Consider the following 22,871-nt stretch of genomic DNA (forward strand, 5'->3'; position numbering starts at 1 on the left):
TTTAAGCGGGCTCATCGGGTCCGACGCGGCGGCGCCAGAAATCCAGCACCAAGGGCGTGAGCGCCATAACGATCGGGCCGAGGACGATGCCCGAGGCGCCGAACAATTGCAGGCCGCCGAGCATGGCGATGAACGCCGGGACGGTGTGCAGGCGCATGCTGTCGCCGATCAGCAGCGGCCGGACCAGATTGTCGGCGCTGGCGATCACCACGCCGCCCCACAGGCCGAGAATGAGGGCTGCGATCCATCGGCTCTCGATCAAGAGGAAGATCGTCGCCGGAATCCAGATGACGAAGGAGCCGAGCACCGGCACGATCGACAACGCGCCCATGATCAGACCCCAGAGCACAGGCGAGTTCAAGCCAAGCGCCCAGAACATGAAGCCGCCGAGCAAGCCCTGCAGGGCGGCGATCGCCAGAGTTCCGAAAATGATCGCGTGGATCGTATCGCGCACGCGCACGATGATTTTGCCGGTTTCGAGATTTGAGAAAGGCGACAATCGCGCGAACGTCTGAAGCGCCACGGCTCGGTCGCGCAACAGAAAGAAGAGAAAATAGAACGCCAGCAGCGTGGTGACGACCTGACCCGTCGACGTGCGCAACAGGTTCGCGGCGAGATTGGTAAGGAAAGCGCCGAGCTGCGAGAAAATCGCCTGAAGATCGACTCTGACCTCGATCCAGTGTTGCAGGCTGGCGAGCCAGGGATGCGCATTGAGCATGGTTTGCCAATCGCCTTCCTGAACCGCTTTCTGGACATAGGCGACGCCTGCGGCGGCCTCGTTGACGATCCGTTCGATCACCAGCAGCAGCGGTCCGACGACCAAGAGCCCGACGATCAGCATAGACACGCCGGCCGCAATCGAGGACGGCAGAAAGCGCTCGAGGAAGCGATGCGGCACGACGAACACAACCGCCAGCACAAGCGCCCAGGTGAGCGCAGGCAGAAAAGGCGCGGCGACCAACACGGAGCCGCCAATAAGGGCAAGCGTGACGGCGAGTCTGGCGAGGACAAAAACGTCGATCGAGAATTTCTGTTCCCGATCGACCAGCGCCGCCGCTTCCAGCTCCTCGTTCATGTCCCGCCTCTATCGCCGCGTCGAGCCTATAGACAGGGCGCGCCACGGGCGAGGCAAGGAGGAACCGCGGTCGATTCTCTGGCCGAGCGTCAATTGGCGCTTGTGAAAGGGCTTGCCGTCTCGGCGCAAAAAAAACCGGGCGGCTTCGAGAGCCGCCCGGTAAGGGATCTATTCTCCGCCGTTCGCCGCCGCGGCTTCGCGCTCGGCTTTTTCTTTGGCCTCGAGGTCCTCGCCGGTCTCCTGATCGACGACTCGCATCGAGAGGCGCACCTTGCCGCGGTCGTCGAAGCCGAGAAGTTTCACCTTCACGCGATCGCCTTCCTTCACCACGTCCGTCGTCTTGTTCACGCGCTGCTTGGAGAGCTGCGAAATGTGAACGAGCCCGTCCTTGGCTCCGAAGAAATTGACGAAGGCGCCGAAGTCCGCGGTCTTCACCACCGTGCCCTCGTAAATCATGCCGACCTCTGGATCGGAGGCGATGGATTTGATCCAGTTGATCGCCGCCTTGATCGAATTGCCGTCGGCGGAAGCGACCTTCACCGTGCCGTCGTCTTCGATGTTGATCTTGGCGCCGGTCTTCTCGACGATCTCGCGGATGACCTTGCCGCCCGAGCCGATCACGTCGCGGATCTTGTCGGTCGGGATTTTCATCGTCTCGATGCGCGGCGCGAATTCGCCGAGTTCGGCGCGCGAACTGGCGATCGCCTTCGCCATTTCGCCGAGAATGTGCAGGCGGCCGTCCTTCGCCTGCGCCAGCGCGACCTTCATGATCTCTTCGGTGATGCCGGCGATCTTGATGTCCATCTGCAGCGAGGTGACGCCATTGGACGTGCCCGCCACTTTGAAGTCCATGTCGCCGAGATGATCCTCGTCGCCGAGAATGTCCGAGAGCACGGCGAAGCGCTCGCCCTCCAGAATGAGGCCCATGGCGATGCCGGCGGTCGGCGCCTTGAGCGGCACGCCCGCGTCCATCAATGCGAGCGAGGTGCCGCAGACCGTCGCCATCGAGGACGAGCCATTCGACTCGGTGATCTCCGAGACGACGCGCAGCGTATAGGGGAACTCAGCCACCGCCGGCAGCATGGGGCGAAGGGCGCGCCAGGCGAGCTTGCCATGGCCGATTTCGCGACGGCCGGGCGAACCCATGCGGCCGGTCTCGCCGACGCTATAGGGCGGAAAGTTGTAATGGAGCAAAAAGCGCTCCTTATAGGTGCCTTCGAGCGAATCGACATATTGCTCGTCTTCGCCCGTCCCTAGCGTCGCCACGACGAGCGCCTGCGTCTCGCCGCGCGTAAACAGCGCCGAGCCATGGGTGCGCGGAAGAACGCCGACCTCGGCGACGATCTGACGCACGGTCTTCACGTCGCGGCCGTCTATGCGCAGGCCGGTGTCAAGAATGTTGTTGCGAACGACCTTGGCCTGCAACGCCTTGAACGCTTCGCCGACCTGCTCCTTGCTGAACTTCGGCTCGGCGCCCTCGGGGAAGAGCGCGGCCATGACCTTCGCCTTCACCGCGTCGACGGCGGCGTAGCGCTCCTGCTTCACCGTGTGCTTGTAGGCATCGCGCAGCTCAGCTTCGGCGATCTGGGCGACTGCGTTCGCGACGTCCGTCGTGTCGGCGATGACGAGATCGCGCGGGTCTTTGGCGGCGCGCTCGGCGAGGCGGATGATGGCGTCGATTATCGGCTGGAAGCCGCGATGGCCGGTCATCACCGCATCGAGCATCGTTTCTTCGGAGAGCTCCTTGGCTTCTGACTCGACCATTAGCACCGCGTCCTGCGTGCCGGCGACGATGAGGTCGAGCGTCGAGGTCTTCATCTCCTCGATCGTCGGATTGAGCTTCAGCTGGCCGTTGATGTAGCCGACGCGCGCGCCGCCGACGGGTCCCATGAAAGGAACGCCGGAAAGCGTCAGCGCCGCGGAGGCGGCGACCATGGCCAGAATGTCGGGATCGTTTTCAAGGTCATGCGACAGCACCGTCACGATAACCTGGGTGTCGTTTCGGTATCCGTCGGGGAAAAGCGGGCGGATTGGCCGGTCGATGAGACGCGAGATCAGCGTCTCGCGCTCGGAGGGACGGCCCTCGCGCTTGAAGTAGCCGCCGGGAATGCGGCCCGCGGCGAAGGCCTTTTCCTGATAGTTGACGGTGAGCGGAAAAAAGTCCTGGCCGGGCTTTGCCGTCTTGGCCGAAACGACCGTGGCGAGCACTGTCGTTTCGCCCCAACTCGCCATCACGGCGCCGTCGGCCTGGCGAGCGACCTTGCCGGTCTCGAGCACGAGCTTACGCCCGGCCCAATCGATTTCTTCGCGGTGAATCTGGAACATGCTGGTCTTTCTCTGATGAACCCGCGGTTCGTCATGAGCAAGACGGCGAGAAGCTGCGGCAGCGATGTTTCGTAAAGCGTCGACGCAGCGTCCGGCGATCCTGCCATGACTTTACGCTTGGGTCGTGGCGAGCGCCCCTTTCGACGCTCGGTAATGGAAAAGCGGCGCATCGGCGCCGCCATCGCTCAGTTTGCAGTTAGCGGCGAATGCCGAGCCGCTCGATCAGGGTCTTGTAGCGCGGTTCGTCGCGCACCTTGACATAGTCGAGGAGCTGGCGGCGCTGGGAGACGAGCTTCAAAAGTCCGCGACGCGAATGATTGTCTTTCGCATGCGTCTTGAAGTGTTCGGTCAGATTGGAGATCCGTTCGGTGAGAATCGCCACCTGCACCTCGGGCGAACCCGTATCGTTCGCCTTGGTGGAATATTCCTTGATGAGCGCCTGCTTGCGCTCCGCCGTGATCGACATCGGATTTTCCTTGTTCTTAAGGGTTGATCCGCGCTCTGCGGCCTGGGCCGGGATGTCGTCCAGCAGGGTCGCACGAAAACGGAGCCGCCCCGGCGAGCCGGGGCGTGCGGGGCCTTATAGCAGGTTTTGGAGCGAAGGGTAGGGCTCGATCTCCGGCCAGACGCAAATGGCGGAGATTCAATCGGAAGCCCGGGAGCTTTCGGAATCTTACGCGCCCTTATCCGGGTCGAGCATCTGGGCGTCGCCGCGCAGCATGCGGATGACGAAGGCGCGCGCTGCCGGCTTGTCGCTTCTTGAAGCAAGGCCCGAAAGCAGTCCGAACGCGCCGCCAAGCGTTACGCCGACGAGCGCGCACAGCGCATAGATTTCAATGCGATTGGGCGTCTCGGCCGTGGCCAATGCGCCAAAGAGTCCGACCGCACCGCCGCAGAGCGCGAAGAGCGCTTCGCGGTCGCCGGCTCCTGGCCAAAAAGCCAGCGCAAGAGAGGGCGCGAGGCAGGCTGCGGACACCGCGAGCGCCGCGGCGACGAGCGCGCCGGGCGTGAATACGCCAGCGACGGCGGCCACGTAAGCGAGCGTCGAGACGATCACCAGCGTGATGCGGTTGACGGCGAGACGCCGGCTCGTCAGGTCGATCTCGCCGCGCAGTCGATAAAGCGCGTCATGGCCGAAGGCTGTCGCGCAGGCTTGCAGGCTCGCCGTGGCGAGCGCGAGCCCAAGCGCCACAAGCGCCGAGGCGAGAAGCCCAGAAGCGGCCGCGCCGAGCTCCGCCGCCTGGGGCAGGAAGCCGAGCAGAAAGTCCCCGTCGATCGGGCGGATGTCGGATGCCGCGAGCGGCGCGCCTGGGGCGTATCCTCGCGCGGCGCAAGCGCGCTGCGCTTCGGAGGGTCCGCGCACAGAATAGCCGCAAATGCTGATCAGGCCGCGCTCGCTCGCCTGATAGACCATTTGCGGCAAACGTTCCGGCGGCTGTCCCGCCGTCGCGCGGGCGAGCGAGAGCGCCGAGGCAGCGATCGCCGCCGCCGCCAGCAGCGCGATGACGACGCCCCAGAACAGGCCGGCGATCCCGGCCCGTCGCGCGCTCCGCCTGTCTGCCGTCGTCACCGAGGCGGCGAGCACAGGAGCCAGCGTCGCGAGCCCGAGCGCCGTCGCCAGGGTCGTGGCGAGTTCAACCGGAACGCCCAGTTGCGCCGGCGTTACGTTCCAGCTTGCCAGCAGGTTCGCCGCCTCCGTCCAGGCGTCGCCGCCGAAGATCAAGCCAGCCGGGAGAGCGTCGCGGACGCTGAGCGCCGCAATCGGCCAGCCGAAGCCCAGCGTCGCCACGCCGGCGGCGGCGGCGGCCGCCCACATGACGCCGGACAATCCACCCGGGCCGGCGATGATGAGGCTCGTCGCGGCGATGAGAAACGCCGCGAAAGCCCGATTGGCGCCGGTGAGGTCGACGAGCGCATTGACTGCGATCAGGCCGCCGGCGGCGGCGAGCAGCGTCGAGGACAACGCCACCGCGCCAATGAAACCGACCCGGGTCGCCGCGCTCTGGAAACGCGCGCAGAGAAGCTCTGAAATCGAAAACACGCCAGTCTTGCGCAGCAGCGGTCCCAGATAAAGTCCCGCCAGCGCGAGGCCGACGAAGACGCCGGCGATCGCGCCCATCGACCAGCTGCATCCGGCGAGACGCGCGCCAAAGGGCAGCATCAGGGCGACCACGATCGCGGCGTCAGCGAAGCCGGCATAGGCGGCGGGCACCGCGCGGCCGGCGGTGTAGTAGACCGACACGCGCATCGAATGCAGGAGGAAGCCGAGCGTGGCGAGGCCGAGGATGGTGAAATAGGGCGGCGCGGCGCCGACAAAGCGCTCCGGCGCGCCGACGCGATCGAGAAGCGCCGCAAAGGCGTAAGCCAAGAGGAAGCTCGCGGCCACGAAGGCGATTTTGGCGTCGAGGTTAGCTCTGTCGAGCAACGCCTGCTCGCTGGACCGATCGCTCATTATTTTTCCCGCTCAAATCAAAAGCGGGGAAACTCTAGACGAGGAGGTCTCGCGGGCCAAGATGGCGCGCGCGCCGCAACAGAGCGCGCTGAATAAAAAGCGGCGCCCGGCCTTTCGCATAATATTTTTAGAGATCGATCGCGTTATCCGCCTTGGGGCGATTCCGTGGTCTGTGCGATCGAACTCGCATAAGTCACGACGTAACGGCTCAATTTCTCTCTCAGGTCGCCGAAGGCCATGCCCATACGGTTATAGCCGATTGCGGCCGGGATGGCGGCGGCGAGCCCATAGGCCGTCGCGGCCAAAGCGTCTGCGATGCCGGGGGCGACGACCGCAAGACTGGTGTCCTGCGTCTGCGCAATTCCCGAGAAGCTCGACATAATGCCCCAGACCGTGCCGAACAGGCCGATAAATGGGCCCGCCGAGGCGACGACCGCCAGAACGGGAAGGCCGCCTTCGGCGTCGAGCATGAATTCACGCGCGGCGCGGTTCATCTGCTGGAGCACGCGTTCGCGCTTCAGATGAGGCGTTTCGTCGGGCAGTTCGGCATGCGAGGCTTCGCTTGCGGCCGCGGCGATCGGCCACAGAACGCCGATGTCGCCGCCGGCGCGCGCGCGATCGAGCGCCTTCGACAGCCGCACAAGAACAAAAACGCCGTCGATGATGAGCACCCAGGTCCAAACCGCCGCGGCGAGAAGAAGCGCCATCACCACTTTGCTGACTGGTCCGGCATAAAGAAACATGCCGAGGGGCGACATTGGCGCGAAATCCATTGCAACGCTCTCCTGAGGCTCGCGCGGCTATGCGCTATTGAAAGGTGATGCCCTGGCGCGCGAACACCGGCCCGCAGCTGCCTGGCCCACGCGAAGAGGCGACGATGCGCCGCGCGAGCGCTGCATGCGCCGGGCTTCCGCCAGAGACTGAAATGCCCGAAATACCGCCGCCGGCGTTGATATAGAAGGACACGGAGACCGTTCCCGGCCCCAGGCTTGTCACGGCAGGCGTACGACCGCGGATCGAAGCGGCGACCTGGGCGATGCAACTCGCTTGTGAGGCGGCGGAAGCGTCGCCTCGGCCCCCCGGCAATCCGAAGCGGCCCGCGACTCGCGCCGTGCCGGAACCCTGGCCGGTCCCACCGGGGAGGCCATAGCGCCGACCGGTCCGGGCGGCGCGCTCGCCGTCTCTTGCGGCTTCTCGCTTTTCCCGCGCTTTTTGCTCGGCTTTCTTGGGCTTCTCGACCTTTTCCTTTTTCTCGGCCTTTTCTTTCTTCTCGGGCGCTTGAACCGCGTCGGGCTCCATGATCAGCGGGGACGGCGGCGCGTCGGAGATCAGCTCATCCATTCCCTCAACGCTAAGAGACGCCGTTTCGATTGGGAGCGGTTCCTCGAGCGAATCTCCCTCGGGCGCGAGATCGCCAGCCTCCAGGGAAACGCCCTCCGGAATGAGTTCCGCGTCTATGGCGTTCAAGTCGATGACCGGAGACTGCGGCCAGTAAACGCCTGAAGCGAAGAAGGCGACGAATATCGCGACAACCGAAATGGCGGAGAGGGGATGCAGCCAACGGGGCCTGAGTGGCGGGCGATCTTGAACCTGCGCGCCTGTTTTGGGACTCGTCGTAATCTTATTCACTTTTCAAGCGCTCCGCCGATGCGCCATTTATGATCTGCATCATACGCAGGAAGCTTGGCGCTTCAAGCCGTCGCCGGGAGGTGCGGCTTTGTGCGGCGCCTGAAAAGGCGGCCGTGTCCTGATCGACATGCGGCCGGCTTTGGCCGATAAGCCGGTCATGGCCGCCAGTCCAAAACCGCCGACGCCCGCCGCCGCGTCAGGCGTCGCCACCGCCGTCGTCGCCGAAGACGAGGCGGGCATGCGCCTCGACCGCTGGTTCAAGCGGCGCTACCCCGCGCTCGCTTTGTCCCATCTCGCTAAAATCTGCCGCAAGGGCGAGGTGCGGGTCGACGGCAAGCGCGTCGAAACCTCGACGCGGCTCGAAGAAGGACAGAAAGTTCGGGTGCCGCCGTTAAGGATCGAGGCGCCCGCCGCGCCGGCGGTGGAGCGCGTCGACCCCAAGGACGCGCGGGCGCTGGCCGACATGACGCTCTTTGAGGACAAGGATTTGCTCGTCCTCAACAAGCCCTACGGGCTGGCGACGCAGGGCGGCTCAGGTCAAACGCGCCATATTGACGGGATGTTGGAATCGCTCGCCAAAGGCGATACGCGTCCCGTGCTGGTGCATCGCCTCGACCGCGACACGTCGGGCGTGCTGCTCGTCGCCAAGAACCGGCGGATGGCCGCCGACCTCGGCGAGATTTTCCGCTCCCGGCAGGCCACGAAGATCTATTGGGCGCTTGTCGAGGGCGTGCCGAAACCGGCGCAGGGCCGGATCTCGCTCTATCTCGCGAAAGGCGCCGGCATGGAGAAGACCAGAGGCGGCGCAAGAGACCTCGAGAAAATGCGCGTCGCCAAGCATGGCGAGTCCGACGCGCAGCATTCGCTGACCTATTACGCGATCGTCGACAAGGTCGCGCCGCGCTGCGCCTGGCTGTCGATGAAGCCGCTGACCGGCCGCACGCATCAGCTGCGCGCTCATGCGGAGGCGATCGGCCATCCGATCTTCGGCGACCCCAAATATGGCCATCGCCCCGAGGACGAGGTCCGAAGGCGCGATCCGCTGCGGGCGATGCCCCAGGGGCTTGAGCGCAAGCTGCACCTCCTCGCCCGCCGCCTTGTGCTGCCGCATCCCAAAGGCGGAACTCTGGACGTGACCGCGCCGCTGCCCGATCATATGCAACAAAGCTGGGAGATGTTCGGCTTCGACGTGAAACGTCACGACCCGATCGAAGATGCGCCAGACGCGTGAGTCGCCTTTTTGGCGCGTCATGCTTGTCGCGAGCATCCACGCCGTGGGTGTCCCAAGCCCGGCCATGCCGAAAGGGAAGCGCGTTTCGTTCGGACGCCCTCTAGGATTGACATATGTCAAAAGAACCCACGGGCCTCGAAGCCGAGTTCTTCGTTTCTCCTGAAGAGCGCGATCCGGTAAAGGCCGCGCGCGAACCGGCGCGCGCTTTGCCGAAGCGTTTCTATAAGGAGGCGGTCGCGGCGCCCACCGAAGGGGGATACGGCGTTTTTCTCGACGGCCGGCCGGTCAATACGCCGGCAAGACGCCCGCTAGTTGCGCCGTCGCGGCTGCTCATGGAAGGGGTCGCCGCCGAATGGGCGGGCCAGGGCGAAACGATCGATCCCGCGACGATGCCGCTGACCAAGCTGATGAACACGTCGCTCGATGGGGTGGCGGCCCAAATGGCCGATGTCGAGGCCGAAATCGTCAAATACGCGGGCTCCGACCTCATCTGCTACCGCGCCGGCGCGCCGGAGAGCTTGGCGGCCGCCCAGTCGGCGGCCTGGGACCCGCTCGTCGCCTTCGCGCGCGACAAGCTCGGGGCGAAATTCGCGCTCGCCGAAGGCGTCATGTTCATCGAACAGCCGCAGGAGGCGCTCGACGCCTTTGCGCGCGCCGTGCGCGACTATGTGGGCGAGGGGGCGAGCGCCCCGCTCAGGCTCGCGGCGCTCGACGTCATGACGACGCTCACAGGTTCGGCGGTCATCGCGCTCGCGACCGCGCTGCGAGAATTAGACGTGGCCATGGCCTGGAACGCCGCCAACATCGATGAAGACTGGCAGATGCGCGCCTGGGGCGCGGACGCCGAGGCTTTGGCCCGGCGGGCGGCGCGTCTTAATGAGTTCCAGGCTGCGGCGACTTTGTCGCGCCATTCGACGCCCCAGTAATCGACCGCCCGTTTTGAAGGCGCCTTCGATCAAGGCTGCGGCCAAATCGCTGGCCGGGCGCTTCCTCTCTTGCTTTGCACAATGGCCTTTGTTACGGAACGCGCGGCCTGGAGTCGTTCTAAGGAAAACAGCCAAGGAAACGCTCCCGCGACCGGCCGTCGCCCCGCCGAAGTCGGACAAGACTCGATGCCCCTGCTGCTCGAACAATATCTGCCGCTGGCGATTTTCATCGCGCTTTCGGCGGTGATCTCCGGCGCGCTGCTCGTCGCGCCCTTCCTGCTCGCCTTCAAGGCGCCGGACCCCGAAAAAATGTCCGCCTATGAATGCGGCTTCAACCCGTTCAACGACGCGCGCATGAAATTCGACGTGCGCTTCTATCTGGTTTCTCTCCTTTTCATCGTCTTCGATCTTGAAGTGGCCTTTCTCTTTCCCTGGGCGGTGGCCTTCAAGGAAGCGGGCGCCTTCGGCTTCTGGTCGATGATGGTCTTCCTTGGCGTGCTCACCGTCGGCTTCGTCTACGAGTGGCGCAAGGGAGCTCTGGAATGGGATTGATCGAGAAGGAAGGCGCGCGCCAGACCCTGGTCGCGCCGCAGGCCAAGGGACTGATCGATCCGCGCACCGGCAAGCCTGTCGGCTCGGACGACCCGTTCTTTCTTCATCTCAACGACGAACTCGCCGACAAGGGCTTTTTCGTCACCGCGACGGATGACGTCATCAACTGGGCGCGGACCGGCTCGCTGATGTGGATGACCTTCGGCCTCGCCTGCTGCGCCGTCGAGATGATCCAGGCGGCGATGCCGCGCTACGATCTGGAGCGTTTCGGATTTGCGCCGCGCGCGAGCCCGCGCCAGTCGGATTGCATCATCATCGCCGGCACGCTGACCAACAAAATGGCGCCGGCGCTCCGCAAGGTTTACGACCAGATGCCGGAGCCGCGCTACGTCATCTCGATGGGCTCCTGCGCCAATGGCGGCGGCTACTACCACTATTCCTATTCGGTGGTGCGCGGCTGCGATCGCATCATTCCGGTCGACATCTATGTGCCGGGATGCCCGCCTTCGGCCGAGGCGCTCGTTTACGGCATGCTGCTGCTGCAGAAGAAAATCCGGCGCACGGGCACGATCGAGCGCTAACGACGCGAAATTGAGGGTTTGTCCGCCCTCGTCCTTCGAGACGCCCGCTTGCGCGGGCTCCTCAGGATGAGGTCGGGTCAAGCAATTCCCTCATCCTGAGGAGGCGGCGCAGCCGCCGTCTCGAAGGACGAGGGAATTGCGGCACGCCAAGGAATTTAGAATGTCGGCTGAGTTGGAAGCTCTCGGCGCAAGGATTAGCGGCGCCCTGCCAGGCGCGATCATGGCCGCGAAGGTCGCCTGTGGCGAACTCACGCTGACCGTGGCGCGGCCGCGTTGGCTCGAGGTCGCGACGCATCTGCGCGACGACCCCGACTGTCTCTTTGTGTGCTTCATCGACGTGACGGCGGCGGATTATCCCGAGCGCGCTGAGCGTTTCGAGGTTGTCGCGCATCTGCTCTCGCCCAAATACAACCGCCGCATCCGGATCAAGACGCCGGCGTCCGAAGAAACGCCTGTCGCATCATTGACCGCGCTCTATCCCGGCGCCGACTGGTTCGAGCGCGAGACCTACGATCTCTTCGGCGTGATTTTTTCCGGCCATCCCGATTTGCGCCGCATCATGACCGACTACGGCTTCGCCGGTCATCCGCTGCGCAAGGACTTCCCGATGACCGGCTTCGTCGAGGTGCGCTACGACGACGAGCAGAAGCGCGTCGTTTATGAGCCCGTGCGGCTCAGTCAGGAATACCGCAACTTCGATTTTCTCTCGCCGTGGGAGGGCGTGCATTACGACCTGCCGGGCGATGAAAAGGCGAGTAAGTGAGCGCGTCGCAGATGAACGATCAAACGCCAGCGCCAGACCAACCGGCCTCCCAAGGCCTGCGCAACTTCAACATCAACTTCGGTCCGCAGCATCCGGCTGCGCATGGCGTGCTGCGCCTCATTCTCGAACTCGACGGTGAAGTCGTCGAGCGCGTCGACCCGCATGTCGGTTTTCTCCATCGCGGCACCGAGAAGCTGATGGAGGCGCGAACCTATCTGCAGAACGTGCCATATTTCGATCGGCTCGATTATTGCGCGCCGATGAATCAGGAACATGCGTTCTGTCTTGCGATCGAGCGTCTGCTCGGCGTCGACGTTCCGCGTCGCGGCCAGCTTATCCGCGTGCTTTACGCCGAAATCGGCCGTCTCTTGTCGCATCTCCTGAACGTCACTTCGCAGGCGATGGACGTTGGCGCGCTTACGCCGCCGCTGTGGGGCTATGAGGAGCGCGAAAAGCTGATGGTGTTCTATGAGCGCGCCTCGGGCGCGCGCATGCACGCCAATTATTTCCGGCCCGGCGGCGTCGCGCGCGACCTGCCCGACCAGCTCGTCGAGGACATCGGCGCCTTTTGCGATCCATTCTTGAAAGTCGTCGAGGATCTCGACGAACTCTTCATCGGCAACCGTATCTTCAAGCAGCGCAATGTCGACATTGGCGTCATCTCGCTTGAGGACGCCTGGAAATGGGGCTTCTCGGGAGTGATGGTGCGCGGCTCGGGCGCCGCTTGGGATTTGCGCAAGGCGCAGCCCTATGAATGCTACGAGGAAATGGAATTCGACATTCCGGTCGGCAAGCATGGCGATTGCTATGACCGCGCCGTGATCCGCATGGAGGAAATGCGGCAGTCGACGTCGATCATGAAGCAATGCGTCGAGAAGCTGATGCGCGCCGAAAACCGCGGCCCGGTGATGACGCCCAATCATAAGATCACGCCGCCGTCGCGCGGCGAGATGAAGCGCTCGATGGAGGCGCTCATCCATCACTTCAAACTGTTCACCGAAGGCTTTCACGTGCCGCAAGGCGAAGTCTACGCCGCGGTTGAGGCGCCCAAGGGCGAATTTGGCGTCTATCTCGTGTCGGATGGCGGCGACAAGCCCTATCGCTGCAAGATTCGCGCGCCGGGCTTCGCCCATCTGTCCGCCATGGATTTTCTCTGCAAGAACCACATGCTCGCTGACGTCTCGGCGATTCTGGGTTCGCTCGATATCGTCTTCGGGGAGGTCGATCGCTAATGTCCGTCCGTCGTCTCGCCGAAGAACAAACCGAGAGCTTCGAATTCACGCCCGAAAACAAGGCGTGGCTCGACGAGCAGATCGCCAAATACCCTGACGGCCGACAGGCGTCCATGGTCGTGCCGGCGCTGTGGCAGGCGCAAAAGCAGCATGACAATTGGCTGTCGCAGGCGGCGATCGAAAATGTCGCGCAGGCGCTCGGCATGGCGAAGATTCGCGTGCTCGAAATCGCGACCTTCTATTCGATGTTCAATCTGGCGCCGGTCGGCAAATATTTCATCCAGCTTTGCGGCACGACGCCCTGCCTGCTCGCCGGCTCGGATGAAATTATCGACGTGCTGCAGCGCCGCGTCGGCCCTCAGCGCCGCGTGACCGACGACGGGCTGTTTTCCTGGCTTGAAGTCGAGTGCCTCGGCGCCTGCTGCAACGCGCCGATGGTGCAGATCAACGACGACTATTACGAGGATCTGACGGCCGAGAATTTCGAGAAGCTTCTCGACAATCTCGCTGCGGGCCGTCCTGTGAAGACTGGCTCGCAGATTGGGCGCGTCTCTTCGGAGCCGGTCGGCAAGCTCACGAGTCTCACGTCGTTTTACGGCGACGGCGCGAAATAGGCGGAGGGAAGAGGAGAAACCATGCTTTCCGACGCAGATCGAATTTTCACCAATCTTTATGGCTTGGGCGACCGCTCGCTTGCCGGCGCGCGAAAGCGTGGCCAGTGGGACAAAACCAAGGCGCTGCTCGACAAGGGTCGCGACTCGATCATCAATGAGATCAAGGCCTCAGGTCTGCGCGGGCGCGGCGGCGCCGGTTTTTCGACCGGCCTCAAATGGTCCTTCATGCCGAAGGAAATCGATCCGAAGCGTCCGCATTATCTCGTCATCAACGCCGACGAGTCGGAGCCCGGCACCTGCAAAGATCGCGAGATCATGCGCAACGATCCGCATACGCTGGTCGAAGGCGCGCTTGTCGCGAGCTACGCCATGGGCGCGCATGCCTGTTATATCTACATTCGTGGCGAGTTCATCGCCGAGCGCATCGCGCTCCAGAAAGCCGTCGACGAAGCCTATGAAGCGCGGCTGATCGGCAAGGACAACATCCACGGTTATCCTTTCGATCTTTACGTCCATCACGGCGCCGGCGCCTATATCTGCGGCGAGGAAACCGCGCTGCTCGAAAGCCTCGAGGGCAAGAAGGGCATGCCCCGCTTGAAGCCGCCGTTCCCCGCCAATGTCGGTCTCTATGGCTGCCCGACGACGGTCAATAATGTCGAGTCGATCGCCGTCGCGCCGACCATCCTGCGCCGCGGCGCCGCCTGGTTCGCCGGCATCGGCAGGCCCAACAACACCGGCACCAAGCTTTTTTCGATTTCCGGCCACGTCAATCGGCCGTGCAACGTCGAAGAGGCCATGTCGATCTCTTTCCGCGAATTGATCGAGACCCATTGCGGCGGCGTGCGCGGCGGCTGGGACAATCTGCTCGCCGTCATTCCGGGCGGTTCATCGGTGCGCTGCGTGCCATCGCATGAAATCGTCGATTGCCCGATGGACTTCGACAGTCTCGTGGCGCTTAAATCGGGCCTCGGCACCGCGGCGGTGATCGTCATGGACAAGTCCACCGACATTATTCGCGCCATCGCCCGTCTTGCCTACTTCTACAAGCACGAAAGCTGCGGCCAGTGCACACCCTGCCGTGAGGGAACCGGCTGGATGTGGCGCGTCGTGCAGCGCATGGTCGAAGGACGCGCACACAAGAAAGAGATCGACATGCTGTTCGACGTCTCGAAGCAGATCGAAGGCCACACGATCTGCGCGCTTGGCGACGCCGCGGCATGGCCGATCCAGGGACTGATCACGCATTTCCGCGACGTGATTGAACAGCGCATCGATCAATATGCGGCCAATCCGCATCCCGATCCAATCCGCGTGGCGGCCGAGTGATGATCGAACCCATCGAGACTTCGGAGAGAGCGAAGTGACTAAGATTCTCGTCGATGGCGTCGAAGTGGACGTGCCGGGAGAGTTCACGCTGCTGCAGGCCTGCGAGCAGGCCGGCGTCGAGATTCCGCGCTTTTGCTATCACGAACGCCTGTCGATCGCCGGCAATTGCCGCATGTGCCTCGTCGAGGTGAAGGGCGGGCCGCCCAAGCCCCAGGCCTCCTGCGCCATGTCGGTCAAGGATCTTCGCCCTGGCCCCAATGGCGCGCCGCCGGAAGTCCTCACCAAATCGCCGATGGTGAAAAAGGCGCGCGAAGGCGTGATGGAGTTCCTGCTCATCAACCATCCGCTCGATTGCCCGATCTGCGATCAGGGCGGCGAATGCGATCTGCAGGATCAGGCGCTGGTCTTTGGCGTCGACAGCTCGCGCTATCGCGAAAACAAGCGCGCGGTCGAGGACAAATATATCGGCGTGTTGGTCAAGACCGAGATGAACCGCTGCATCCATTGCACGCGTTGCGTCCGCTTCACCGCGGAGGTCGCCGGCACAGGCGACATGGGCGCGATCGGCCGCGGCGAAGATATGGAGATCACCACCTATCTCGAAAGCGCGATGAGCTCGGAGCTGCAGGGCAATGTCGCCGATCTTTGTCCGGTTGGCGCGCTGCTGCCCAAGCCGCAAAGCTTCCGCGGCCGCCCGTGGGAATATCAGAAGACCGAGACGATCGACGTGATGGACGCGCTTGGCGCGGCGATCCGCGTCGACTCGCGCGGCCGCGAAGTGATGCGCATTCTGCCGCGCATCAACGACCTCGTGAATGAGGAGTGGATTTCCGACAAGACGCGCCAGATCGTCGACGGCCTCAAGACGCAGCGACTTGATCGCCCCTATATCCGAGAGAATGGCCGATTGCGCCCGGCTTCCTGGCAGGAGGCTCTTGCCGCCGTCGCCGCCAAAACGAAGGCGACGCCCGCGTCGCGCATCGGCGCGCTGGTTGGCGATCTCGCCGCGATCGAAGAGACCTTTGCGCTGAGGCTTCTCGCCGAGCAGCTTGGAACGCCGAATCTCGATTGCCGTCAGGACGGCGCCAAGCTCGGTCCGAAATTCGGCCGCGCCTCTTATCTCTTCAATGCGACCATCGCCGGCATAGAACAGGCGGGCGCGGCCCTCATCATCGGCGCCAATCCGCGCAAGGAATCGCCCGTCCTCAATGCGCGCATCCGTAAGCGCTGGCTGAGAGGCGATTTCAAGATTTCGCTGGTTGGCGAGCGCGCCGATCTCACCTATGGCTACGACTATCTCGGCGCCGGCCCCGATTCGCTTTTGCAATTCCTCCGTTCCGCGAAACCTGTCGAGAAGCTTCTCGTCATCATTGGACAGGGCGCGCTCGCGCGCGAGGACGGAGAGGCGGCGCTCACGCTCGCCGCCCAGTCGGCGCAAAACCTCGGCGGCCTCAGCGACGGCTGGAACGGATTTTCGGTTCTGCATACGGCGGCGGCTCGCGTGGGCGCGCTCGATCTCGGCTTCACGCCGGGCGCGGGCGGATTGGATGCGGGCGCGATGGCGAAGGCCGGCGCGCTTGACCTTATCTTCAACCTCGGCGCCGACGAACTCGCGATCGAACCCGGCGCCTTCGTGGCGTATATCGGGACGCATGGCGACCGCGGCGCGCATCGCGCCGACGTGATCCTGCCCGGTGCCGCCTATACGGAAAAGTCCGGCCTTTACGTCAATACCGAAGGGCGCGTGCAGCGCGCTTTCCGCGTCGTGTTTCCGCCTGGAGAAGCGCGCGAGGATTGGGCGGTGTTGCGCGCGCTGTCGGGCGCGCTCGGCAATCCGCTGCCCTTCGATTCGCTCGCGGCGCTGCGTCGTCGGCTCGTCGAGGCCCATCCCCACTTCGCGCAAGTGGATGAGATCGCGCCGGGCGAAGCCGCGCAGATCATCGCGCTCGCCAGTCATCCGGCGGTTGCGATGAAGGACCCGTTCGCGCCGGCGATTGAGAATTTCTACTTCACAAATCCGATCGCCCGCGCGTCGGCGGTCATGGCGGAATGTTCGGCGCTGGCTCAGGGCCGGCTCGCGCAAGCGGCGGAATAGGAGCTTTGGACGTGAGCGAGGGTTGGGTCAGCGCCATTTCGGATTTTTTCATCGCATATCCGCTGCTTCTCGCGCTCGTGAAGAGCGTTCTGCTCGCGGTCGCGCTGCTTATCTATGTGGCTTACGTCATCCTCGCCGACCGCAAGATCTGGGCGGCGGTGCAGCTGCGGCGCGGACCGAATGTCGTCGGCCCCTGGGGACTTCTGCAGAGCTTCGCGGACTTCATCAAATTCGCGCTCAAGGAGCCGGTGATTCCGGACGTCGCCAATAAGGGCGTCTTCCTGTTCGCGCCGTTCATCATGGCGACGCTGTCGATCGCCGCTTGGGCCGTCATCCCGGTCGCCGACGGTTGGGCGGTCGGCGACATCAATGTCGGCATTCTCTACATTTTCGCGCTGTCCTCGCTTGGCGTTTACGGCGTCATCATGGGCGGCTGGGCGTCGAACTCGAAATATCCGTTCCTCTCGGCGCTGCGCTCGGCGGCGCAGATGGTCTCTTACGAAGTCTCGATCGGCTTCGTGATCATCACGGTGCTGCTTTGCGCCGGGTCGCTCAATCTGACCGACATCGTCGCCGCGCAGGATACGTCCTACGGCATGGCCGGCTGGTATTGGCTGCGCCTTTTCCCGATGTTCGTCATCTTCTTCGTCTCGGCGCTCGCCGAGACCAACCGTCCGCCGTTCGATCTCGTCGAGGCGGAGTCGGAACTCGTCGCCGGATTTATGATCGAATATTCGGCGACGCCTTACGTCTTGTTCATGCTCGCCGAATATGTGGCGATCGTCACCATGTGCGCGCTGCTGACGATCCTGTTCTTTGGCGGCTGGCTGCCGCCGATCAGCATCGCGCCATTCACCTATGTGCCGGGCGTGATCTGGTTCACGCTGAAGGTGAGCTTCTTCTTCTTCTTCTTCGCCATGGTGAAGGCTTTCGTGCCGCGCTATCGCTACGATCAGCTGATGCGTCTGGGCTGGAAAGTCTTCCTGCCGATCTCCCTCGCCATGGTCGTCATCGTCGCCGCCGTGCTGCAGTTCTGGCCGGCGGGACCGGCAGGCAGTTGAGGCCGTCATGAAACTCGATCAAGCCGCCAAGTCGCTCTTCCTCACCGAATTCGTCGGCGCATTCCTTTTGTCGATGCGCTACTTCTTCAAGCCGAAGGCGACGATCAACTATCCGCATGAGAAGAATCCGCAATCGCCGCGCTACCGCGGCGAGCATGCGCTGCGCCGCTATCCCAATGGCGAGGAGCGCTGCATCGCCTGCAAGCTCTGCGAGGCGATCTGTCCGGCGCAGGCCATCACCATCGAAGCCGGACCGCGCCGCAACGACGGCACCCGCCGCACGACGCGCTACGACATCGACATGGTGAAATGCATCTATTGCGGCTACTGCCAGGAAGCCTGCCCGGTCGACGCGATCGTCGAGGGGCCCAATGCGGAATTCTCGGTCGAGACGCGCGAGGAGCTATACTACACCAAGGAGCGTCTGCTCGAGAACGGCGACCGCTGGGAACGCGAGATCGCGCGTAACATCGCGATGGACTCGCAGTACAGGTAATTCGAAGCGACACGAACGAACACGCCGCATCGGCGCAGTAAGGACGACGAACGTGCAGGCCGTATTTTTCTACCTCTTCGCGACGAGCATGATCGCCTCGGCCGGCGTCGTGATCTTCGCGCGCAATCCGGTGCATTCGGTGCTGTTTCTCATCCTCGCCTTCTGCAATGGCGCGGGACTGTTCCTGCTCGCCGGCGCGGAATTCCTGGCGATGATCCTCATCGTCGTCTATGTCGGCGCGGTCGCGGTGCTGTTCCTGTTCGTCGTCATGATGCTCGACGTCGACTTCGCCCAACTGAAGCAGGGCTTCATCAAATATCTTCCGATCGGCGTCGCGGTCGGCGTCGTGGTGCTCGCGGAACTGGGCATGGTGGCGATCGGCTGGAGCTCGGCGCCGTCGGCGCCTGACGCCGTCGCCAATCCGATCATTCCGCAAATGAGCAATACCGCGGCGCTCGGCCAGATCCTTTACACGAAATATGTGATCTTCTTTCAGGCCTCGGCGCTGGTGCTGCTCACCGCGATGATCGGCGCGATCGTGCTGACCCTGCATCACAAGCCCAGCGTCAAGCGCCAGAAAATCGCGGAGCAGAACGCGCGAACGCGCGAGAATGTGATCGAGATCAAGAAGGTGCCGTTCCGTACCGGCGTCTAACGAGGACATCCATGCTGACCATCGGCCTTACGCATTACCTCGTCGTCGCGGCGATCCTGTTCACGCTCGGCGTCGCCGGCATTATCCTCAACCGCAAGAACATCATCGTCATCCTCATGTCGATCGAGCTGATTCTTCTTTCGGTCAATCTCAACTTCGTCGCCTTCTCGCAGTCGTTGTCCGATCTCACCGGTCAGGTGTTCGCGCTCTTCGTGCTCACCGTGGCGGCGGCCGAGGCGGCGATCGGCCTCGCGATCCTCGTCGCCTTCTATCGCAACCGCGGCACGATCTCGGTCGAAGACATCAATTCCTTGAAGGGCTGACCTTAAGATGATTTACGCCATCGTCTTTCTTCCGCTCGTCGGCTTTCTGATCGCTGGCGCATTCGGCCGCTGGATCGGGGCGCGCGCCTCCGAATTCGTCACGACGAGCCTCTTGATGGTCTGCGCCGTCCTGTCGTGGATCGTCTTCTTCGATGTCGCGCTCGGCCACAATCACGGCTACGCGCCGATCCTCGGCAATTGGATGACGGTCGGCGCGCTCAAGGTCGACTGGGCGCTGCAGGTCGATACGCTGACGGCGGTGATGCTCGTCGTCGTCAATACGGTGTCGAGCCTCGTGCATCTCTATTCGGTCGGCTACATGCACGAGGATCCGGATCGTCCGCGCTTCTTCGCCTATCTATCGCTGTTCACCTTCGCGATGCTGATGCTGGTGACGGCCAACAATCTCGTGCAGATGTTCTTCGGCTGGGAGGGCGTCGGCCTCGCCTCTTATCTGCTCATCGGCTTCTGGTATCAAAAGCCTTCCGCCAACGCCGCGGCGATCAAGGCCTTCGTCGTCAACCGCGTCGGCGACTTCGGCTTCGCGCTCGGCATTTTCCTCGTTTTTCAACTGACCAAGTCGCTCACCTTCGACGAGGTCTTCGCCGCCGTGCCGGGCCTCGAAGGCGAGAAGATTCACGCCTTCGGGCTGAACGTCGACGCGCTGACGCTCGCGGCCTTCCTTCTGTTCATTGGCGCCATGGGCAAATCCGCGCAATTCTTCCTGCATACATGGCTGCCGGACGCGATGGAGGGCCCGACGCCGGTCTCGGCGCTCATCCATGCCGCGACCATGGTGACGGCGGGCGTGTTCATGGTCGCGCGTCTGTCGCCAATCTTCGAATATGCGCCGGCGGCGCTCGCCTTCGTCACCATCATCGGCGCGGCGACCGCCTTTTTCGCCGCGACCGTCGGTCTCGTTCAAAACGACATCAAGCGCGTGATCGCCTATTCGACCTGTTCGCAGCTCGGCTACATGTTCGTCGCGGAAGGGGTCGGGGCCTATTCGCTCGGCATCTTCCATCTCTTCACCCACGCCTTCTTCAAGGCGCTGCTGTTTCTCGGCGCGGGATCGGTCATCCATGCGATGCACCATGAGCAGGACATGCGCAACATGGGCGGCCTGCGCAAGGACATACCCTTCACCTTCGCGATGATGACCATCGGCACGCTGGCGCTGACCGGCTTTCCCTTTACGGCGGGCTATTTCTCCAAGGACGCCATCATCGAGGCGGCCTTCGCGGTCGGCGAACACCGCACGACGGCGATGATCGGCTTCGTCTCGACCGTCGTCGCGGCGGGACTGACCTCTTATTATTCATGGCGTCTGGTGTTCATGACCTTCTTTGGCCATCGCCATGCGCATCCGGTCGCCGAGAGTCATGCGGAAGACGAACCGGCGGCGGCGGACGCGCATAATCACGGCCACGATGATCACGGCCATCATGCGCCGCATGAATCGCCGCTGGCGATGCTCATTCCGCTGGCGGTTCTCGCCGTCGGCGCGCTCGGCGCGGGCTATGTCTTCGAACCTGATTTCGTCGGACACGCCTATACGGAATTCTGGAAAGGCGCGATCTTTACCGGCGCGCACAATGAGGTCTTGCATGAGATGCATGCGATTCCGGCCTGGGCCGCCTATGCGCCGACCGCGATGATGGTCCTGGGCTTCCTGATCGCGCTCTATGTCTATGTGCTGAAGCCCGGAACCGCGCAGGCGCTGGCGCGGACCTTCCCGCGTCTTTACCAGTTCCTGCTCAACAAATGGTATTTTGACGAACTCTACGACTTCCTGTTCGTGCGGCCGGCCTTCGCTCTCGGCAGGCTGTTTTGGAAGGGCGGCGACGGCGCGATCATCGACGGCCTCGGGCCTGACGGCGTCGCCGCGCGGGTCGCCGACGGGGCGCGCTTCGCGGTGCGTCTGGAGACTGGCTACCTCTATCATTACGCATTCGCCATGCTCATCGGCGTCGCGGCGGTCGCCACTTACTTCATCGCCGGAGGATTGCGCTGATGTTCGGTTTCGGCATTCTCTCCGGCGTCATTTTCCTGCCGCTGGTCGGCGTCGCCTTCCTGCTCACTCAGAAGGGCGACGATGACGCGAGCCTGCGCAATATCCGCTGGGCGACGCTCGCGACCACGCTTACCACCTTCGCTCTGTCGCTTTTCATCTGGTCGGGATTCGATCAAACGAGCGCGGCGTTTCAATTCGTCGAGCAGAAAAACTGGCTCGGCTCCGGCCTCGTCTACAAGATGGGCGTCGACGGCTTTTCGATGCCCTTCGTTCTGCTGACCACCTTTCTGATGCCCTTCGCCATTCTTGCCTCATGGGACTCGGTTCAGAAGCGCGTCAAGGAATATATGATCGCCTTCCTGGTGCTTGAGACGCTGATGATCGGCGTCTTCTGCGCGCTCGATCTCGTGCTGTTCTACCTTTTCTTCGAGGGCGGCCTCATCCCGATGTTCCTCATCATCGGCATCTGGGGCGGCAAGCGGCGCGTCTATGCGAGCTTCAAATTCTTTCTCTATACGCTCGTCGGCTCGCTCCTCATGTTGGTCGCGATCCTCGCCATGTATGGGAAGGCTGGCACGACCGACATCACCGTGCTGCTGAACACCGACTTCCCCAAGGAGATGCAGACCTGGCTGTGGCTCGCCTTCTTCGCGTCATTCGCGGTGAAAATGCCGATGTGGCCGGTGCACACCTGGCTGCCCGACGCCCACGTCGAGGCGCCCACGGCGGGCTCGGTCATCCTTGCAGCGATTCTCCTGAAGATGGGCGGCTACGGCTTCATCCGTTTCTCGCTGCCGATGTTTCCGGACGCTTCGACCCACTTCGCGCCGCTCATCTACGCGCTTTCGGTGATCGCGATCGTTTACACCTCGCTCGTCGCGCTCGTTCAGGAAGACATCAAGAAGCTCATCGCCTATTCGTCCGTCGCGCATATGGGCTATGTCACGATGGGGCTCTTCACGTTGAACGCTCAAGGCATGCAGGGCGCGATCTTCCAGATGATCAGCCACGGCTTCGTCTCCGGCGCGCTGTTCCTTTGCGTTGGCGTGATCTATGACCGCATGCATACGCGCGAGATCGCGGCCTATGGCGGCCTCGTCAACCGCATGCCGATCTATGCCTTCGTCTTCATGCTGTTCACCATGGCCAATGTCGGCCTGCCTGGGACGACGGGCTTCATCGGCGAATTCCTGTCGCTCGCCGGCGCCTTCCAGGCGAGCAGCTGGGTCGCTCTGATCGCAACGAGCGGCGTGATCTTTTCCGCGGCTTATGCGCTCTATCTCTATCGCCGCGTGATTTTCGGCGCCTTGGAGAAGCCGAGCCTGATGACGATCACCGATCTGACGCCGCGCGAGATCGCGATCTTCGCGCCGCTCGTGCTGATCACGATCTACTATGGCGTGCAGCCGCAGGCCATTCTCAACGCGACGCAGGCGTCGGTCGACAATCTCATCCAGACCCATACGGCGCTCATCGACGCGGTTAAGCTCGCGGCCGCTGGCCAATGACGGATCGCTGACG

21 protein-coding genes are annotated in these 22,871 nt (G+C 63.3%); 15 read left to right on the forward strand and 6 right to left on the reverse strand.

Features of this window, described 5'->3' with window-relative positions:
• Nucleotide 1: 1 nt before the first annotated feature.
• From QZ964_RS16190 to QZ964_RS16215, 6 genes are all read right to left on the reverse strand, one after another.
• Complete coding sequence (locus tag QZ964_RS16190; RefSeq protein ID WP_292532748.1) at nucleotides 2–1,075, reverse strand: AI-2E family transporter; 1,074 nt, start codon at nucleotides 1,073–1,075, stop codon at nucleotides 2–4.
• Nucleotides 1,076–1,243: 168 nt separating this feature from the next.
• Complete coding sequence (pnp, locus tag QZ964_RS16195) at nucleotides 1,244–3,400, reverse strand: polyribonucleotide nucleotidyltransferase (protein WP_292532749.1); 2,157 nt, start codon at nucleotides 3,398–3,400, stop codon at nucleotides 1,244–1,246.
• Nucleotides 3,401–3,596: 196 nt separating this feature from the next.
• Nucleotides 3,597–3,866 carry a 30S ribosomal protein S15 gene (rpsO, locus tag QZ964_RS16200; protein WP_292532750.1) on the reverse strand — a complete coding sequence of 90 codons (270 nt, stop codon included), beginning with the start codon at nucleotides 3,864–3,866 and terminating at the stop codon, nucleotides 3,597–3,599.
• Nucleotides 3,867–4,073: 207 nt separating this feature from the next.
• Nucleotides 4,074–5,852 (reverse strand): sodium:solute symporter, encoded by a 1,779-nt coding sequence (locus tag QZ964_RS16205; protein ID WP_292532751.1) that lies wholly within the window; start codon nucleotides 5,850–5,852, stop codon nucleotides 4,074–4,076.
• 143 nt (nucleotides 5,853–5,995) lie between these two features.
• Nucleotides 5,996–6,625 (reverse strand): MotA/TolQ/ExbB proton channel family protein, encoded by a 630-nt coding sequence (locus tag QZ964_RS16210; protein ID WP_292532753.1) that lies wholly within the window; start codon nucleotides 6,623–6,625, stop codon nucleotides 5,996–5,998.
• 34 nt (nucleotides 6,626–6,659) lie between these two features.
• Nucleotides 6,660–7,481, reverse strand: a complete 822-nt coding sequence (locus QZ964_RS16215) for a hypothetical protein (protein ID WP_292532755.1) — start codon at nucleotides 7,479–7,481, stop codon at nucleotides 6,660–6,662.
• 157 nt (nucleotides 7,482–7,638) lie between these two features.
• On the opposite strand from QZ964_RS16215, the gene QZ964_RS16220 reads away from it, so the two are divergent.
• The 15 genes from QZ964_RS16220 (at nucleotide 7,639) to QZ964_RS16290 (ending at nucleotide 22,858) form a co-directional block, all read left to right on the forward strand.
• Entirely contained in the window at nucleotides 7,639–8,712 is a 1,074-nt protein-coding gene (locus QZ964_RS16220; protein WP_292532797.1) for an RluA family pseudouridine synthase, read from the forward strand.
• Between the two features lie 113 nt (nucleotides 8,713–8,825).
• Nucleotides 8,826–9,638, forward strand: coding sequence for an ATP12 family chaperone protein (locus QZ964_RS16225; RefSeq protein ID WP_292532757.1), 813 nt, complete (start codon nucleotides 8,826–8,828; stop codon nucleotides 9,636–9,638).
• Nucleotides 9,639–9,824: 186 nt separating this feature from the next.
• Nucleotides 9,825–10,190, forward strand: a complete 366-nt coding sequence (locus QZ964_RS16230) for an NADH-quinone oxidoreductase subunit A (RefSeq protein ID WP_292532759.1) — start codon at nucleotides 9,825–9,827, stop codon at nucleotides 10,188–10,190.
• Nucleotides 10,181–10,771, forward strand: coding sequence for an NADH-quinone oxidoreductase subunit B family protein (locus QZ964_RS16235; protein ID WP_292532761.1), 591 nt, complete (start codon nucleotides 10,181–10,183; stop codon nucleotides 10,769–10,771). Before QZ964_RS16230 ends, QZ964_RS16235 begins: the two co-directional genes overlap by 10 nt.
• A gap of 160 nt (nucleotides 10,772–10,931) precedes the next feature.
• Nucleotides 10,932–11,534, forward strand: coding sequence for an NADH-quinone oxidoreductase subunit C (locus tag QZ964_RS16240; RefSeq protein WP_292532763.1), 603 nt, complete (start codon nucleotides 10,932–10,934; stop codon nucleotides 11,532–11,534).
• 11 nt (nucleotides 11,535–11,545) lie between these two features.
• Nucleotides 11,546–12,766 (forward strand): NADH-quinone oxidoreductase subunit D, encoded by a 1,221-nt coding sequence (locus QZ964_RS16245; RefSeq protein ID WP_292532764.1) that lies wholly within the window; start codon nucleotides 11,546–11,548, stop codon nucleotides 12,764–12,766.
• A complete protein-coding gene (nuoE, locus tag QZ964_RS16250; RefSeq protein ID WP_292532766.1) occupies nucleotides 12,766–13,380 on the forward strand; it encodes an NADH-quinone oxidoreductase subunit NuoE in 615 nt (204 codons plus the stop codon). Before QZ964_RS16245 ends, nuoE begins: the two co-directional genes overlap by 1 nt.
• A gap of 21 nt (nucleotides 13,381–13,401) precedes the next feature.
• Complete coding sequence (gene nuoF / locus QZ964_RS16255) at nucleotides 13,402–14,706, forward strand: NADH-quinone oxidoreductase subunit NuoF (RefSeq protein ID WP_292532768.1); 1,305 nt, start codon at nucleotides 13,402–13,404, stop codon at nucleotides 14,704–14,706.
• 34 nt (nucleotides 14,707–14,740) lie between these two features.
• On the forward strand, nucleotides 14,741–16,801 hold the full coding sequence (nuoG, locus tag QZ964_RS16260; RefSeq protein ID WP_292532770.1) for an NADH-quinone oxidoreductase subunit NuoG: 2,061 nt from the start codon (nucleotides 14,741–14,743) through the stop codon (nucleotides 16,799–16,801).
• 35 nt (nucleotides 16,802–16,836) lie between these two features.
• The gene (nuoH, locus tag QZ964_RS16265) at nucleotides 16,837–17,862 is read left to right on the forward strand and encodes an NADH-quinone oxidoreductase subunit NuoH (RefSeq protein ID WP_292532798.1); all 1,026 of its coding nucleotides are present in this window, start codon (nucleotides 16,837–16,839) and stop codon (nucleotides 17,860–17,862) included.
• Nucleotides 17,863–17,869: 7 nt separating this feature from the next.
• Entirely contained in the window at nucleotides 17,870–18,358 is a 489-nt protein-coding gene (gene nuoI, locus QZ964_RS16270; protein WP_292532771.1) for an NADH-quinone oxidoreductase subunit NuoI, read from the forward strand.
• Between the two features lie 52 nt (nucleotides 18,359–18,410).
• Nucleotides 18,411–19,013 carry an NADH-quinone oxidoreductase subunit J gene (locus QZ964_RS16275; RefSeq protein WP_292532773.1) on the forward strand — a complete coding sequence of 201 codons (603 nt, stop codon included), beginning with the start codon at nucleotides 18,411–18,413 and terminating at the stop codon, nucleotides 19,011–19,013.
• Between the two features lie 14 nt (nucleotides 19,014–19,027).
• Nucleotides 19,028–19,336: an NADH-quinone oxidoreductase subunit NuoK gene (gene nuoK / locus QZ964_RS16280; RefSeq protein WP_292532799.1), complete on the forward strand. Its 309-nt coding sequence runs from the start codon at nucleotides 19,028–19,030 to the stop codon at nucleotides 19,334–19,336.
• A 7-nt stretch (nucleotides 19,337–19,343) separates the two neighbouring features.
• Nucleotides 19,344–21,350 carry an NADH-quinone oxidoreductase subunit L gene (gene nuoL / locus QZ964_RS16285; RefSeq protein WP_292532775.1) on the forward strand — a complete coding sequence of 669 codons (2,007 nt, stop codon included), beginning with the start codon at nucleotides 19,344–19,346 and terminating at the stop codon, nucleotides 21,348–21,350.
• The gene (locus tag QZ964_RS16290; RefSeq protein ID WP_292532776.1) at nucleotides 21,350–22,858 is read left to right on the forward strand and encodes an NADH-quinone oxidoreductase subunit M; all 1,509 of its coding nucleotides are present in this window, start codon (nucleotides 21,350–21,352) and stop codon (nucleotides 22,856–22,858) included. The genes nuoL and QZ964_RS16290 overlap by 1 nt, the downstream gene beginning before the upstream one ends.
• The last annotated feature ends 13 nt before the right edge of the window (nucleotides 22,859–22,871 follow it).

This window comes from Methylocystis sp., from assembly GCF_021731785.1.
GTDB lineage: Bacteria > Pseudomonadota > Alphaproteobacteria > Rhizobiales > Beijerinckiaceae > Methylocystis.

What these genes read in the sequence shown, in the direction of transcription:
- QZ964_RS16190 (WP_292532748.1), bottom strand. Translation starts at nt 1,075, where the DNA reads ATGAACGAGGAGCTGGAAGCGGCGGCGCTGGTCGATCGGGAACAGAAA.
- pnp (WP_292532749.1), bottom strand. Translation starts at nt 3,400, where the DNA reads ATGTTCCAGATTCACCGCGAAGAAATCGATTGGGCCGGGCGTAAGCTC.
- rpsO (WP_292532750.1), bottom strand. Translation starts at nt 3,866, where the DNA reads ATGTCGATCACGGCGGAGCGCAAGCAGGCGCTCATCAAGGAATATTCC.
- QZ964_RS16205 (WP_292532751.1), bottom strand. Translation starts at nt 5,852, where the DNA reads ATGAGCGATCGGTCCAGCGAGCAGGCGTTGCTCGACAGAGCTAACCTC.
- QZ964_RS16210 (WP_292532753.1), bottom strand. Translation starts at nt 6,625, where the DNA reads ATGGATTTCGCGCCAATGTCGCCCCTCGGCATGTTTCTTTATGCCGGA.
- QZ964_RS16220 (WP_292532797.1), top strand. Translation starts at nt 7,639, where the DNA reads ATGGCCGCCAGTCCAAAACCGCCGACGCCCGCCGCCGCGTCAGGCGTC.
- QZ964_RS16225 (WP_292532757.1), top strand. Translation starts at nt 8,826, where the DNA reads ATGTCAAAAGAACCCACGGGCCTCGAAGCCGAGTTCTTCGTTTCTCCT.
- QZ964_RS16230 (WP_292532759.1), top strand. Translation starts at nt 9,825, where the DNA reads ATGCCCCTGCTGCTCGAACAATATCTGCCGCTGGCGATTTTCATCGCG.
- QZ964_RS16235 (WP_292532761.1), top strand. Translation starts at nt 10,181, where the DNA reads ATGGGATTGATCGAGAAGGAAGGCGCGCGCCAGACCCTGGTCGCGCCG.
- QZ964_RS16240 (WP_292532763.1), top strand. Translation starts at nt 10,932, where the DNA reads ATGTCGGCTGAGTTGGAAGCTCTCGGCGCAAGGATTAGCGGCGCCCTG.
- QZ964_RS16245 (WP_292532764.1), top strand. Translation starts at nt 11,546, where the DNA reads ATGAACGATCAAACGCCAGCGCCAGACCAACCGGCCTCCCAAGGCCTG.
- nuoE (WP_292532766.1), top strand. Translation starts at nt 12,766, where the DNA reads ATGTCCGTCCGTCGTCTCGCCGAAGAACAAACCGAGAGCTTCGAATTC.
- nuoF (WP_292532768.1), top strand. Translation starts at nt 13,402, where the DNA reads ATGCTTTCCGACGCAGATCGAATTTTCACCAATCTTTATGGCTTGGGC.
- nuoI (WP_292532771.1), top strand. Translation starts at nt 17,870, where the DNA reads ATGAAACTCGATCAAGCCGCCAAGTCGCTCTTCCTCACCGAATTCGTC.
- nuoL (WP_292532775.1), top strand. Translation starts at nt 19,344, where the DNA reads ATGATTTACGCCATCGTCTTTCTTCCGCTCGTCGGCTTTCTGATCGCT.
- QZ964_RS16290 (WP_292532776.1), top strand. Translation starts at nt 21,350, where the DNA reads ATGTTCGGTTTCGGCATTCTCTCCGGCGTCATTTTCCTGCCGCTGGTC.